Below are 15304 nucleotides of genomic sequence, written 5' to 3'. Positions count from 1 at the left end.
TCCAAAGTGATTTTTGTCCCACGCTCCTTTACTACTTTTTATTACAAAGTAGTTGACAGAACCGGTACTCAGTATTATTATGTAGTGGTACATAGTAATAAAGAGTAGTTCAGGGAGGAAAAGCAGTGAAGCAGACAGAGTTGCTAAAAGGCATTTTAGAAGGTTTAGTTTTAGCCATCATCCAAAGGAAAGAAACATATGGTTATGAAATTACAAAAATTTTAAATGACCAAGGGTTTACTGAAATTGTTGAAGGAACCGTTTATACGATTTTACTGCGTTTAGAAAAAAATCAATGGGTTATAGCTGAAAAAAAGCCTTCAGAAAAAGGACCAATGCGGAAGTTCTATCGCTTAACCTCATCAGGAGAAGCAGAACTCGCTGATTTTTGGCAGCGGTGGACGTTGCTTTCAAAACAAGTAAACAAGATGAAAAAAATGGAGGGATAGAGCATGTCAAATTTTAAAGCGTTGATCAAAAAAGTTGTTGGGGATAAAAAAGAGTACAAAGAATATAAACGACGGATTGCTGCATTACCAGCAGAGTATCGACAAGTATTTCAAGAAATTGAAAAATATGCATGGCATTTTTCAGATCATAGCGGAGCCAATATGTTCAATGCGTTGACTGATTTACTTGATCTGTTTGAAGAAGGAGCTGCTAACGGAACACCTATCAAAAATATTACGGGAGAAAAAGTAGGTGATTTTGCTGAAACAATTGTCAATGAAGTCGCTGGCAAATGGACTGATAAACAGAAAGAAAAACTGAATCATCAATTTTCTAAACAATAGTCAAAACAAAAAAAGGAGAATAAACATGGTTGAAAATTTTTTTAAAGAAGGAAAGTTGCTGGTTATTCCCAAGAAAAATGCGAAAAAAGTCCAAGTGTTTCAACGTGTGGCCAACCAATTTGAATTTGGGAAAGAATATACGGAAAAAGAAGTCAATCAGCGACTTAGAGAAATCTATGAAGATTATGCACTTTTGAGACGGTATTTAGTAGATTATCAGTATTTAGAAAGAGATAAGTTTGGAAAAATTTATCAGAAATGTGAGCAACACACAAAAATTATATAAATGTCTTTTTTTAAAAGTAGCGAAACTAGGTGAAATGAACCAAGTCTAGCTACTTTTTGTTATGTAAGCTTAGTAATAGTTCTATAAAAAACTCTCTATTTGTTTTCTAACTCAGACTGGTAAGATTGATTTAATTAGAAAAAGATAGAGGTGAGAGAATGAATCTACGTACTTTAGGTCTAACAAAAATTCTTTTGACCTTTATTATATTAAGTATTATTGGCGCGTTAATGATTTATAGCGCCAGTAGCTATGACTTGCTGATGCAAGGCGTGAAGCCCACTGCTGTGTTTATTAAACAAGGTATTATTATGTGTCTCAGCTGGGTGCTAATGTTCGTGATCTACAAAGTTCGACTAGAAGTGTTATTTAATAAGAAAATTGCGATTGGACTGCTTTTAGTTTCGGTACTATTACTGTTAATGGTTCGACTACCTTTTTTTGGTGTAGCAGCGAATGGCGCACAACGTTGGATTTCTCTCTTTGGAATCCAATTTCAGCCATCAGAGCTTTGTAATTTTGCGATTATTTATTACTTGAGTTGTTATTTAGGTGAAAAAGAAAATGGCTTGACAACGAAGCAGTTAAGGAAACAATGGCTGTTTGTTTTGGTCGTTGCATTTTTAGTTTTGATTCAACCCAAAGTTGGCGGGGCTATTCTTATTTTAGTTATTGGCAGTGTCTTGATTTTCTCAGCAAGTATTCATGCAAAATTTAGTGTAATTGCTGCGGGGATTGTCGTTGCTAGCGCGGCGCTTCTTTCTAAAATAATTATTTTTCTAGGCGATCACCGCTACTTACCACATTTTTTTGCGCATGTGTATGACCGCTTAGTTGTTTTGAAAAATCCGTTTTTATCCTTTCATGATCGCGGATTTCAGCCTTCAATGGCCTATTTAGCAATGTATAACGGTGGGTTTTGGGGCACTGGATTAGCCAATGGTATGGTAAAAAAAGGTGGCTTGCCAGAAGGTCAAACCGATTTTATCTTTGCGGTGATTGTGGAAGAACTTGGTTTAATTGGCGGCTTACTATTGCTATTTCTTTTGTTATTTTTAGCGGCCTCGATTTTGCGGAGTAGTTGTGTAATAAAAAATCATTGTTACGGCTTGTTTTTGTTAGGGGTCGGGACCTTGATTTTAGCTCAAACGGCGATTAACATTGGTGGCGTTTTGGGTTTGATTCCAATGACGGGAATTCCTTTACCGTTTGTTAGTTACGGTGGGACAAGTTATTTAATCTTTTCAGTGGCATTAGGAATCGTCATTAAAATTATTGCAAACGAAAGGCGGCAGTTAAATGGTCAATACAAAAAAATTCAACTTACATCTTAATTATGATTTATTATTGCCCATTTTTTTACTCACACTTTTATCTTCTGGTGTGCAATATTGGATTGCCGTTAATGAAGGAAAAGATGGAACTGTGCCAGCATTAAAACAACTTTTCTTTATTTTTGTTGGCTATGCAGGCATGTTTTTAGCTAGTCGGCTGTCACAGAAGTTTATTTGGAAAGTAGCTCCTTTTTTCTATGGGTTTTCATTAATCTTAATGAGTGCTTTGTATTTTTCCTATGACAAAGGAATGTATTTATTGACGGGCACAAAGCGCTGGTTAGATTTAGGGTTTATTAAATTTCAGCCATCAGAAATTGCGAAAATTGCGTTTATTTTAATGTTGGCAAAAATTATTGTCCAACATGAGCAACAAGACTGGTCTGATAAATGGCGTTCAGACAAGCAACTTCTAAAAAAAATCGTTGCGGTTAGTGTCCCTGTTTTTTTCTTGATGGCGATACAAAAAGATTTTGGGACATCCCTTGTTTTCGTAACGATTATCCTATCTCTTTTAGTTATTTCAGGAATTGATCGTAAAATTTTAATCATTATTTTCAGTGCTTTAGCAACGTTAGGCGTGGTCTTGATTCTGTTAGTCTTTACAGAGTGGGGGCACAAAGTACTCTTCTTTTTACATTTTAAACAATATCAATTGGATCGAATTTTAGCATGGATTCATCCCTATGATTATGTCGATAAAATCTCCTATCAACAAGTACAAGGCTTATTGGCAATTGGTTCGGGTGGTTTATTTGGCAAGGGTGTGCATGGGATTGAAGTGTATGTTCCTGTTCGTGAGTCTGATATGGTTTTTACTTTTATCGGGGAAGCCTGGGGCTTTGTGGGCAGTGCCACTGTTGTTTTTCTCTATTTTTACTTGTTTTATCAAGTTTTAGTAGCTGGCTTGCGGAGCAATTCGCGTTTTTGTATGTACATCTGTGTCGCCCTCATTTTTTCGCTGGTTTTTCAAACGGTGGAGAATATCGGTGCGGTGATTGGACTGTTGCCGTTAAAAGGTATTCCGCTTCCGTTTTTAAGTCAAGGAGGCACTTCGTTAGTGATGGCTATCACTTCTTTAGGATTTGTCAAAGGAAGAGAAGCCGCTACCTGAAAACACAAATAAAAACCAAGACTGGAACTCGCTTGCCGACAAGCTCTAGTCTTGGTTTTTACTATTGAAATTGTTTTTGGCATTCAGCCAAAAGTTGTTGAAGTTGTCGACTCATGTAACGTTCTTTTAAATAATAAACTGCCATGTTTCGTTTAGGTAGTTCTTGGTAAGTTAGTGTATGAATCGAATTGTCTAAAAGTTGAATATTTGTGTATTCGGGGACAATAGCGAAACTATCGGAATGAGACACCAAGTGAGTAATAAGTGAAAGAGTATCCACTTGAATGACTTTCTCTGGAGAAAAATTAGAAAACGTAGTATCTAGCCAATTGGTTAATTTGTTTTGCTCGGAAAATTCGGTATTTAAACGGACGAAGGGGTACATTGTTAGTTCTTTTAAAATTTCTTCCGTCGTGGCTTTGGCCAAAGCTGGATGATCATTTCTTAAAATGAATTGATAATTTGCTGTAAATAAATCAATTTTACCAATATGTTCAGGTAATGGTAAGTCAGCAAAGGAAATACCAAAATCTGCATCCATTGTTTCCAAGGATTGAAGAATATTTTCTGTAATAATGGTGTGGACTTGTAAGTTGGATGAACGATCCGTTAATGTTGTCATTAGTAAGTCATTCAATTTATATTCTAAATCACAGAGATAAGTGGCTACATAAATATGGTTGGAAGAATGATTAATTTCTTTTAGCTCTTCTTCAATTGAGACCAACTCATTGGTGATGCGCCAACAATATTTTTCTAAAATTAATCCAGCTGGTGTTAAGGTGGTAGTTTGGCCTTGGCGATTAAAAAGTTCAGCGCCTAACGTTGCTTCAAGAATTTTTATTTGCTTACTTAGGGCAGCTTGAGAAATTGCTAAATTTTCGGCTGCTTTAGTAAATTGTTTCACTTTGCATAACTCTAAAAAATAATGTAAACGAAATAGTTCCATGGGAATTCCTCCTTTTTCTATTCCTAGAATAAATAACGTAATTGTTCGAATAAATAACGGTGTGCTTCACAATGTCCGTGATGATTATTCTGAACTAAATAGATGGCTCGTTCTGGACTATCTTCCAGAGGAATACCAACTAAGTTACGTCTGTTTAGTTCATCAGTGAGTGAATAGGGAAGGATGCTACAGGCTTTTTCTCGTTGGACCATGTCTAAGACTAAATGAAGAGAAGGAAGTTCGATGACGATTTGCCGATTTTCCCAATTGATTTTACGTTCCCAACGTTTAAACACTTTTTTTTCATATACTTGATCGGAATATGCAGCAAAAGGTAAAGAACGAATTTCGTCAATCGTCACGCTATCGGCATGGGCTAAAGGATGATTTTTATTGACACAAAGGAGATAGCTTTCTGTATAAATTAATTCTTTCTCTAATGGAATCGAGGTATCCAAAAATATCCCAATCCCAATGTCAATTAAATCTGTTTCCAAGGCTGTTTCAAGATCGTAATAATACTTAAAATCAATACTTACATACGGATAGGATTGATTAAATAACAACAAGACTTCTCCAAATGCTTTATCTATATCAATTAAGTTTGTTCCAATCCGAATGGTCGTTGTCGATCCTTGGGTCACTAATTCGTTAATCTCTTCTTGCGCTTCCTTAATGAGTGCAAAAATCATTTCTGTTCGCTTGGCGACGACTTCGCCTGCTGGAGAAAGCCGACAATGTTTCTTGTCTCTTAAAATTAATGAAGCACCTAATTCACGTTCCAACTCCTTGAGCTGGGTACTTAAATAAGGTTGACTCGTATGGAGCTTTTGAGAAGCTAAAGTAAAACTCGCATACTTTGAAACTGCCATAAAATATTCTAGTTGTTGTAATTTCATTTTCCTCACCGCCGTTTCTTTAACTATACAAAAAATAGCAGAAGAAAAGCTTCTCGACAAGGCTATCTGACGGTCTTTAGATTAATTTAACCAGTTATGATTCTATGAATAAATACGAATCATACCAGAAAACCATAGTAAATAAGCGGATTATTTTTCTTTTTGTTACTGAATGGACAAAAAGTTATCTGCTAAAAACTTTTTCTATATCGTTATTTTTTCAAGGAAGAATTATACTTGCTGTTGTAATTAAATAAGATTTGTTAGGTGAGGCTCCTATACAAACATAGGCTACTGCCCAAAAATGTCGAGAGACGCCAATGGGTAGAACAGGAACTGTCGAATGAAGGCTTTTCTTAAGGTAGCTAAAAGCAATCGCTTTTTACGTTGTATAGTGCTAAAGCTCAACGATAAGAACGATTATTCTTTGACACGTTGAGTTTTCAGCGTGTCTTTTTTTGTGGAAAGGGTGAGGAAAATGGAAGATGAATCGATCGTCAATTCAAGTCAACAACAGATAAATGAGGTGAAAGAAAATGGAAAAGAAAATGCGTCACTTGGGCCATGACTATAGTTACAAAAAGTTTGCCCATTCAGAAGTAGAAAAAGTTTTACAACGTTTCGGCTCAACTTGGGATGGCATTAAACACCAAGATATTGAAGAATTACAAGAACGTTATGGCCGCAATAAAATTATGAATGAAAAAAAAGCTTCACGGCTGCGACTTTTTATAAAATCGTATATCACGCCGTTTACTTTGGTGTTATTAGCACTAGCCACGATTTCATTTTTTACAGAATATGTCTATGCTGCGCCAGAGGAAAAAGATGTTACTGGCGTGTTAATTATGTTAGCGATGGTCATCTTAAGCGGCACGATGAGTTTTGTACAATCAGTCAAATCAAGCAATGCAGTTGAAAAATTACAAAATATGATTAAAGTTACAGCGACAGTCATTCGTGACAAGAAGCAAATGGAAATTCCTATTGAGGAAGTTGTGTGTGGCGACTTAGTCCAACTATCCGCTGGCGATATGATTCCAGCCGATTTACGTTTAATCCAATCTAAGGACTTATTTGTTTCCCAATCATCCTTGACTGGAGAGAGTTTTCCCATTGAAAAACACGCGACTCATCAAAAAGATAGTGATCAAATTGATACAGAATACGACAATCTTTTGTTTTTAGGAACAAATGTAATTAGTGGCACTGGTTTGGGCATTGTCATTAAAGTTGGTAATCAAACTTTATTCGGACGGATGGCTTCTGATAACGGAGAAGAGCAGCAACAGACGAGTTTTGAAACAGGAATTAATAAAACAACGTGGGTGCTGATTCGCTTTATGTTGGTCATTACGCCAACTGTTTTTCTAATTAATGGGTTAACAAAAGGCGATTGGGTGGAAGCGTTAATGTTTGCGATTGCCACAGCTGTCGGCTTGACACCAGAAATGTTACCTATGATTGTAACAACCAATTTAGTCAAAGGTTCTCGAGAAATGGCTAAAGAAGGCACGATTATGAAAAATGTCAATGCCATTCAAAATTTTGGCGGGATGGATGTACTTTGTACGGATAAAACAGGTACCTTAACACAAGATAAAGTAATTTTAGAATACCACTATAATATTGGGTGCCAAGAAGATCAAAAAGTCTTGGATTTAGCATTTCTAAACAGTTATTTTCAAACAGGTTTGCGTAATTTAATGGATAACGCCGTTATTCAAGCGGCGACGCAAGAAAGTGATATACAATCAGATGATTTTTATAAAGTAGATGAAATTCCTTTCGATTTCAATCGACGTCGAATGAGCGTGATTATCAAAGAGTTTAAAACGCGAGAAACACGCTTAATTACCAAAGGTGCGGTTGAAGAAATGCTCTTGGTCTGCACACAGGTACTTTTAAATGGCGAAATTGTGCCCTTAACAGAGACGCTACGTCAAAAAATTACCAAAGACGTTGAAGCTTTAAATCGAGATGGTTTGCGCGTTCTAGCAATTGCCGATAAAAAAGTCGAAGCGGCTGAATGGGAGTATACAACTAAAGATGAATCAGAGTTGATTTTACAAGGTTATCTTGCCTTCTTGGATCCGCCAAAAGAAACAGCGGCGGCAGCTATTCACGCCTTGCATCAACATAATGTAGCTGTGAAAGTATTAACGGGGGACAATCAGTATGTGACGCATTCTGTTTGTAAAGAAGTTGGTCTGGCTGGCGAAAAAATTATTACAGGAAATGAACTTCAACAATTAAACCAAGAAGAATTAAGAAAAACCGTTCAAGCGTATAATATTTTCGCCAAAATTACGCCTGACCAAAAAGTTCGTATTGTAAATGCGTTAACTGAAAATGGTCAAACTGTTGGCTTTTTAGGTGATGGAATAAATGATGCTGGAGCAATGCGTGCTGCTGATGTAGGAATCTCTGTTGATACAGCTGTCGATGTGGCGAAAGAATCGGCGGATGTAATTTTATTGAGAAAAGATTTAATGGTTTTGGAAAAAGGAATTTTATCTGGACGGCGCGTGTTTACGAATACGATGAAGTACGTCAAATTAACAGCAAGTTCTAATTTTGGCAATGTTTTTTCCGTGATCCCAGCAAGTATCTTTTTACCATTTTTACCGATTGCTCCGATTCAATCGCTATTATTAAATCTAATTTACGATACTTCGTGTATGTCAGTTCCTTGGGACAAAGTAGATGAAGAATACGTAGAAAAACCAAAAAAATGGGAACCAAAATCAATTGGTAATTTTATGCGTTGGTTTGGTCCAACGAGTTCTATTTTTGATATTGTTACCTATTTATTTATGTATTTCATTGTGTGTCCGGCTATCCTAGGTGGCTCATTCTTTGAATTAAATGGAGCAGATCAATTGCTCTTTATCGGTATTTTCCATGCAGGATGGTTCATTGAGTCCTTATGGTCCCAAATGCTCGTCTTGCATTTCCTACGAACAGAAAAAATGCCTTTCCTTCAAAGTAGTGCTTCTGGAATTATGACGTTAGTCACTACAGCAGGGATTGTTCTCGGAACTGTTTTACCCTTTACCGCTTTCGGTGCAGAACTAGGATTTGTCGGTTTATCACCAAGCTATTTCTTGTATTTAATCCCGACAATTGTTGCTTATTTAGCACTGGTTGCGTTCATTAAAGTTTTATACGTCAAACGTTACGGTCAATTACTGTAACTGATTTGTACTATTATATATAGAAAAATTTTTTTACTTTTCTTTCAAGGTTGAGGAGGTGTCGGTTTTTATGACAGCTCCTCATTGTTGTTTTAAGTGGCTGCGCGAATTTTTTTATGGATTTATTTGTCATTTACAGTTAGTATGGCTAGTAGAGACTTTCCAAAAAGAACGAGCTTTTTGGTAATAAGGAGATAAAACGAGCTAATGACCAAAACAAACCAACTTTCAACTTCAACGCCGATGTTCGATCGGTCGGCCTATATTCATATTCCATTTTGTGAGCATATTTGTTATTATTGCGATTTTAACAAGGTCTTTTTAGAAGGACAACCAGTTGATGAATATATTCAGAGTTTATTAAAAGAAATTCAACTTACGCAAGCATTGTATCCAGAACAAGAAATGAAAACCATCTATATTGGCGGAGGCACGCCAACTTCATTATCAGCGAAACAGTTAGATGTGCTACTAAAAGGGGTTCGCGAACAGCTAACGTTTGATGACCGAAATGAATTTACGGTGGAAGCAAACCCTGGTGATTTAACCCAAGAAAAATTACAAGTCATGAAAAACTATGGCGTCAATCGTCTTTCGATGGGCGTTCAGACATTTGATGATCGCTTGCTCAAAAAAATCGGCCGCAAGCACACCGCCGCAGATGTTTATGAAACAATGAAATTTTTAGAAAAAGAAAATTTTACCAATGTCAGTATTGACTTAATCTATGCTTTACCTGGACAAACATTGGAAAGTTTTCGCGATACTTTGACAAGAGCATTAGCATTGGACTTGCCACACTATTCGCTTTATTCATTAATTCTTGAAAATAAAACAATGTTCATGAACTGGGTTCGTCAAGGACGGTTACAGCTGCCTGAAGAAGAAATCGAAGCGCAAATGTTTGACGAAACGATTGAAGCAATGGAGAAAAAAGGACGTCACCAATATGAAGTCAGTAATTTTGCTTTAACAGGAAAAGAAAGCCAGCATAATCTAGCTTATTGGAATAATGACCACTACTATGGATTTGGCGCAGGTGCCAGCGGCTATCTTGGGCAAACTCGTTACAAAAATCACGGTCCAATCCAACATTATTTGAAACCCTTGCGAGAAAATCAATTGCCAATTGTGGAGACCGAAGAATTAACTCGTCTAAATCAAATAGAAGAGGAGTTATTTTTAGGCTTACGTAAAAAAGTAGGCATTTCTAAACAAAAATTCCAACAAAAATTTCATGAACCAATTGAAGCAATTTATGGAGAGGTCATTCAACGCTTAATCAAAGAAGAATTATTAATTGAAGAAGCAGATATCTTACGTTTAACGAAAAAAGGACTATTTGTGGGGAATAATGTTTTTGAAGCATTTTTGTTAAGTGAAAAAGAGTAAAAAAATAAAAAAATCATCGAAGTGTGACAAAGCATTTCGATGATTTTTTTATTACAAAAGTTGGTATTGATAATTTTTTAAGGTGATTTGCAGCAGTTAGCACTCTTGTTTGAAGAGTGCTAAAAAGTTGCGTATTTCCCTTGACAAAAAGGTAAGGACTTGTTATATTAGTATATGTAGTTAGCACTTAGATGTTAAGAGTGCTAATGAAGGGTGGTAATAACGATGATTACAGAAAGACAACAAAATATCTTGAGACTTATCATCCAAAATTACACGAACACGGGCTTACCTGTCGGTTCTAAGAAATTGATGGAGGATGGCATTGCCTCTAGTTCTGCCACAATTCGTAATGATATGAAAGCATTAGAGGAATACGGCTTATTAGCTAAGACCCATTCTTCTTCAGGGCGAATCCCCTCAATGGCTGGTTATCGTTACTACGTGGATCATCTTTTACAACCAACACAAGTAGAAGAGAACGAACTTAGAAGAATCCGTCAATCTTTTGGAAAAGAATTTCATGAGATTAATGATATTATTCGACAATCAGCTGAAATTCTATCAGAATTGACAAGTTATACTGCTTTTTCATTAGGACCTGAAGTGAAAGAACGGAAATTAACCGGCTTTCGAATGGTTCCTTTGAATGATCGGCAAGTCCTTGCTATTATAGTGACAGATAAAGGCAATGTTGAAAACCAAGTATTTGCCATTCCTGCCGCTGTTTCTAGCCAAGATCTTGAAAAAATGACACAAATCATCAATGATAAGTTGGTTGGACAACCTTTGTTGACCGTTTATCATCGTTTGCGGACGGAGATTCCGATGATTTTACATCGCTATTTCCAAACGCCAGAAGGAATGATGAACTTATTCGATGAGATGTTAGGACATGCCTTTGAAGAAAAAGTCTTTGTCGGTGGTCGCATGAATTTGTTAGATTTTGGCATCAAACAAGATATTGAACAATTGAAATCTGTCTATTCCTTTATGCAAAATTCTGATGAGCTGACGCATTTATTAAATGGTTCTGCAACAACAGAAAATCCAATTGTTTTTCGTATCGGCTCAGAAATTGGCAACAATCTCTTAGAAGATATGAGCATGATCACTGCTACGTATGAAGTATCAGGACATGGCAAAGGAACAATTGCCCTGCTAGGACCAACCAGTATGCCGTATTCAAAAATATTCGGTTTGGTAGACACGTTTCGACATGAGCTAGCTTCACAACTAGGTGACTATTACCGTTTTTTAGGTAATTAAGCAAACCTTGTTAGGATAAGAAGTAGATGCATAAAGAGAAAGGAAGTTGCTGAAGTGAGTAAAAAAGAAGAGAAGCAAGAAGAATTACAAGAAGAAATGGAAGCTGTTGATGCTGCTGGCGTTTCTGAAGTAGAAGTTGAAGCAACAGAGATTGAAAATCTTAAAGCAGAGCTTTCCGAAATGGAAGACAAGTTCTTGCGGGCAAGAGCTGAAATTGCTAATATGAGCAATCGAAATAAAAACGAACGAGAATTATTAGTTCGTTACCGCTCACAAGATTTAGGTAAAAAGATTTTACCATCTATTGATAATTTAGAACGAGCAATGGCTATTGAAGTATCAGATGAACAAGGCGAAAGCTTGAAAAAAGGTATTTCGATGGTGCTAGAAAGTATTACTGTGGCTTTAAAAGAAGAAGGAATTGAAGAAATCCCAGCAATGGGTGAAACCTTTGATCCAAATTTACATCAAGCCGTTCAAACAGTCCCTGCTTCTGAAGAAACCCCAGCAGATACCATTGTTGAAGTTCTACAAAAAGGGTACAAATTACAAGATCGTGTGTTACGACCATCAATGGTCATTGTTGCACAATAACAAACGTTAATTAAAAATATATTATTATAGAAAACTAATACAGATTGGAGATATTCACTATGAGTAAAATTATTGGTATTGACTTAGGAACAACAAACTCAGCTGTCGCAGTGCTAGAAGGCGGCGAAGCAAAAATTATTGCAAACCCAGAAGGTAACCGCACAACTCCTTCTGTCGTTTCATTCAAAAACGGTGAAATTCAAGTGGGCGAAGTAGCAAAACGTCAAGCTGTTACAAATCCTAACACGATTTCATCTATTAAACGTCACATGGGTGAAGCTGGCTACAAAGTTGATGTTGAAGGAAAATCATATACACCACAAGAAGTTTCTGCAATGATCTTACAATATTTAAAAGGTTTTGCTGAAGACTATTTAGGTGAAAAAGTTGAAAAAGCAGTTATTACAGTTCCTGCATATTTCAACGATGCGCAACGTCAAGCAACAAAAGATGCTGGTAAAATTGCTGGTTTAGAAGTAGAACGGATCGTTAACGAACCAACAGCAGCAGCTTTAGCTTATGGTTTAGATAAAACAGACAAAGATGAAAAAATTCTTGTCTTTGACCTTGGTGGTGGTACATTCGACGTGTCAATCCTTGAATTAGGCGATGGCGTTTTCGATGTATTATCAACAGCAGGTGATAACAACCTAGGTGGGGATGACTTTGATAATAAAATCATTGACTACATGGTTGCAGAATTTAAAAAAGAAAATGGCATTGACTTAGCTAACGATAAAATGGCATTACAACGTTTGAAAGATGCTGCTGAAAAAGCGAAAAAAGACTTATCAGGTGTAACAAGCACACAAATCAGCTTGCCATTTATTACTGCTGGCGAAGCAGGACCATTGCACTTAGAAATGAACTTAACTCGTGCAAAATTTGATGAATTAACAAGTGATTTAGTTGAACGTACAAAAGTACCAGTACGTCAAGCCTTGAAAGATGCTGGTTTAAATCCTTCTGAAATCGACGAAGTTATCCTAGTTGGTGGTTCAACACGTATTCCAGCTGTAGTTGAAGCTGTTCGCAAAGAAACAAACAAAGAACCAAACAAATCAGTTAACCCTGACGAAGTAGTAGCAATGGGTGCTGCCATCCAAGGTGGCGTAATCACTGGTGATGTTAAAGACGTTGTCTTATTAGACGTAACACCGTTGTCATTAGGTATTGAAACAATGGGTGGCGTATTTACAAAATTAATTGATCGTAACACTACGATTCCAACAAGTAAATCACAAGTCTTCTCAACTGCTGCTGACAATCAACCAGCTGTTGATATTCACGTTTTACAAGGTGAACGTCCAATGGCCGCTGATAATAAAACATTAGGTCGTTTCCAATTAACAGATATTCCTGCGGCTCCTCGTGGTGTGCCACAAATTGAAGTAAGCTTTGACATTGATAAAAACGGGATTGTAAATGTTCGTGCGAAAGACTTAGGCACTCAAAAAGAACAAACAATCACGATTAAATCTTCTTCAGGTTTATCTGATGATGAAATCGAACGTATGGTGAAAGATGCTGAAGCAAACGCTGAAGCAGATAAACAACGTAAAGAAGAAGTTGACTTACGTAACGATGCAGATGCTTTATTATTCACTGTTGATAAAACATTGAAAGAATTAGAAGGCAAAGTAGACGCTGAAGAAGTGAAAAAAGCAGAAGATGCGCGTGATGAATTAAAAGCAGCCATCGAAGCAAACGATATCGAACAAATGAAAGCAAAACGTGATTCATTGAATGAAATCGTCCAAAACTTAACAGTAAAACTTTACGAACAAGCTGCGCAACAACAAGCACAAGAAAATCCTGAAGCTGCCCAAGGTGGCGCTGATGATGTTGTTGATGCTGATTTTGAAGAAGTAAATGGTGATGACAAATAATCAATAACAATTGATTTTAGGGACTGGATCATTAGTACAATGACTAATGTCCCAGTCCCTTGTCTTTTGTGAGAAAATCAACCACAATCAAGTTAGCAAGAAACTATTTAGGTTTTGAAAGAACTGTGGTATGATTACAACGATGTTAAACAAGCTGAAAATACCTATTCACAGCTAGTAACACTGATTCAAGGTGTGACAGATAATCCAACCAGAGAGACCGAAAGCAATCGATGAATTTGGCTGGTTCTAAACACATTGTAAAGTTTGAAGAAAGTTGGAGGGAAGTCAATGGCGACGAAACGAGATTATTATGAAGTGCTAGGATTAGCAAAAGGTGCTTCAGATGATGAAATTAAAAAAGCATACCGCAAACTTTCCAAAAAGTACCATCCAGATATTAACAAAGAAGCCGATGCGGAAGAAAAATTTAAAGAAGTTTCTGAAGCGTATGAAGTATTAAGTGATCCACAGAAAAAAGCGGCCTATGACCAATATGGCCATGCAGGAACTGATCCTAATTACGGTGGCGGCGCTGGTGGCTTTGGCGGTTTCGGTGGCGGCGGATTTAGCAGTAGTGGTTTTGGTGGATTCGAAGATATTTTCGATTCATTCTTTGGCGGCGGTGGCCGTTCTGTTGATCCAAATGCACCAAGACAAGGCGCCGATTTACAATATACAATTCAATTGAAATTTGAAGAAGCTATTTTCGGTGTCGAAAAAGAGATTAAGTACAATCGAGAAGATACTTGTGCAACCTGTGGCGGTAATGGCGCCAAACCAGGCACACACCCAGAAACTTGTCATAAATGTCATGGCTCTGGAACAATCAATGTTGAACGTCAAACGCCATTAGGTCGTATGATGAGTCGTCAAACTTGTGATGTGTGTCATGGCACAGGGAAAGAAATTAAAGAACCATGTCCAACTTGTCATGGCACTGGTCATGAGAAAAAAGCGCATACTGTCAAAGTAAATGTGCCTGCTGGAGTAGAAGACGGTCAACAAATGCGCTTAGCCAACCAAGGAGAAGCGGGTACCAATGGTGGACCATATGGTGATTTATATGTAGTCTTTCGTGTTGAAGATAGTGATATTTTCGATCGAGATGGCGCAGAAATCTACTACGATTTACCAGTAAGTTTCGTCCAAGCGGCTCTAGGTGACGAAGTAACTGTGCCAACTGTTCATGGTGACGTGAAATTAAAAATTCCGGCTGGAACACAAACTGGCACAAACTTCCGCTTAAGAGGCAAAGGTGCGCCACGTTTACGTGGTGGGGGCAATGGTGATCAACACGTGAAAGTGAAATTAATAACACCAAAAAATCTTAATGAAGAACAAAAGGATGCCCTACGAGCTTTTGCAAAAGCTGGTGGACAAAATGTAACTGAACAACAAGAAGAAGGCTTCTTTGATAAAATGAAAGATGCGTTTGGCGGTAAGAAGAAAAAATAAACCAAACGAGTTAGAGACAAAAGCAGTTAGCTCCAAGTGTTCATCACTCTTGAAAGCTAAATTGCAACGAGTAATTGCAGGTGCTGCTTTTGTTCAACTGATTATTTTAAGATTTAGAGAGTGGGACAT

General features: G+C 37.1%; 14 protein-coding genes and 1 riboswitch. Of the genes, 12 read left to right on the top strand and 2 right to left on the bottom strand.

Annotation, left to right across the window (positions count from 1 at the left end; all coding sequences use genetic code 11):
• Positions 1 to 125 precede the first annotated feature (125 nt).
• From IGI97_RS08545 to IGI97_RS08525, 5 genes are all read left to right on the top strand, one after another.
• The gene (locus IGI97_RS08545; protein WP_002357837.1) at positions 126 to 449 is read left to right on the top strand and encodes a PadR family transcriptional regulator; all 324 of its coding nucleotides are present in this window, start codon (positions 126 to 128) and stop codon (positions 447 to 449) included.
• 3 nt (positions 450 to 452) lie between these two features.
• A complete protein-coding gene (locus IGI97_RS08540; protein ID WP_002357836.1) occupies positions 453 to 794 on the top strand; it encodes a DUF1048 domain-containing protein in 342 nt (113 codons plus the stop codon).
• Between the two features lie 25 nt (positions 795 to 819).
• Positions 820 to 1080, top strand: coding sequence for a DUF2087 domain-containing protein (locus IGI97_RS08535; RefSeq protein WP_002360471.1), 261 nt, complete (start codon positions 820 to 822; stop codon positions 1078 to 1080).
• Positions 1081 to 1238: 158 nt separating this feature from the next.
• Positions 1239 to 2414, top strand: coding sequence for an FtsW/RodA/SpoVE family cell cycle protein (locus IGI97_RS08530; RefSeq protein ID WP_002357834.1), 1176 nt, complete (start codon positions 1239 to 1241; stop codon positions 2412 to 2414).
• Positions 2380 to 3528: an FtsW/RodA/SpoVE family cell cycle protein gene (locus IGI97_RS08525; protein ID WP_129193598.1), complete on the top strand. Its 1149-nt coding sequence runs from the start codon at positions 2380 to 2382 to the stop codon at positions 3526 to 3528. Before IGI97_RS08530 ends, IGI97_RS08525 begins: the two co-directional genes overlap by 35 nt.
• 61 nt (positions 3529 to 3589) lie before the next feature.
• On the opposite strand, the gene IGI97_RS08520 is transcribed toward IGI97_RS08525, so the two are convergent.
• The gene (locus tag IGI97_RS08520; RefSeq protein ID WP_002357832.1) at positions 3590 to 4477 is read right to left on the bottom strand and encodes a LysR family transcriptional regulator; all 888 of its coding nucleotides are present in this window, start codon (positions 4475 to 4477) and stop codon (positions 3590 to 3592) included.
• Between the two features lie 23 nt (positions 4478 to 4500).
• Positions 4501 to 5376 carry a LysR family transcriptional regulator gene (locus IGI97_RS08515; protein ID WP_002382245.1) on the bottom strand — a complete coding sequence of 292 codons (876 nt, stop codon included), beginning with the start codon at positions 5374 to 5376 and terminating at the stop codon, positions 4501 to 4503.
• 252 nt (positions 5377 to 5628) lie between these two features.
• Positions 5629 to 5799: riboswitch (M-box (ykoK) riboswitch) on the top strand.
• A gap of 113 nt (positions 5800 to 5912) precedes the next feature.
• On the opposite strand from IGI97_RS08515, the gene mgtA reads away from it, so the two are divergent.
• The 7 genes from mgtA (at position 5913) to dnaJ (ending at position 15175) form a co-directional block, all read left to right on the top strand.
• Positions 5913 to 8573, top strand: coding sequence for a magnesium-translocating P-type ATPase (gene mgtA, locus IGI97_RS08510; protein ID WP_002363817.1), 2661 nt, complete (start codon positions 5913 to 5915; stop codon positions 8571 to 8573).
• A 243-nt stretch (positions 8574 to 8816) separates the two neighbouring features.
• Entirely contained in the window at positions 8817 to 9965 is a 1149-nt protein-coding gene (gene hemW, locus IGI97_RS08505; RefSeq protein WP_002357829.1) for a radical SAM family heme chaperone HemW, read from the top strand.
• 225 nt (positions 9966 to 10190) lie between these two features.
• Positions 10191 to 11234: a heat-inducible transcriptional repressor HrcA gene (gene hrcA / locus IGI97_RS08500; RefSeq protein ID WP_002357828.1), complete on the top strand. Its 1044-nt coding sequence runs from the start codon at positions 10191 to 10193 to the stop codon at positions 11232 to 11234.
• 54 nt (positions 11235 to 11288) lie between these two features.
• A complete protein-coding gene (gene grpE / locus IGI97_RS08495; protein ID WP_002357827.1) occupies positions 11289 to 11828 on the top strand; it encodes a nucleotide exchange factor GrpE in 540 nt (179 codons plus the stop codon).
• 59 nt (positions 11829 to 11887) lie between these two features.
• Entirely contained in the window at positions 11888 to 13717 is a 1830-nt protein-coding gene (dnaK, locus tag IGI97_RS08490) for a molecular chaperone DnaK (RefSeq protein WP_002357825.1), read from the top strand.
• A gap of 114 nt (positions 13718 to 13831) precedes the next feature.
• Positions 13832 to 13954, top strand: a complete 123-nt coding sequence (locus IGI97_RS08485) for a hypothetical protein (protein WP_002357824.1) — start codon at positions 13832 to 13834, stop codon at positions 13952 to 13954.
• Between the two features lie 54 nt (positions 13955 to 14008).
• A complete protein-coding gene (gene dnaJ, locus IGI97_RS08480) occupies positions 14009 to 15175 on the top strand; it encodes a molecular chaperone DnaJ (RefSeq protein WP_002361704.1) in 1167 nt (388 codons plus the stop codon).
• The last annotated feature ends 129 nt before the right edge of the window (positions 15176 to 15304 follow it).

This window comes from Enterococcus sp. DIV2419, from assembly GCF_051711865.1.
Taxonomy (GTDB): domain Bacteria; phylum Bacillota; class Bacilli; order Lactobacillales; family Enterococcaceae; genus Enterococcus; species Enterococcus faecalis.
This window is presented reverse-complemented; position numbering and strand designations above follow the sequence as displayed.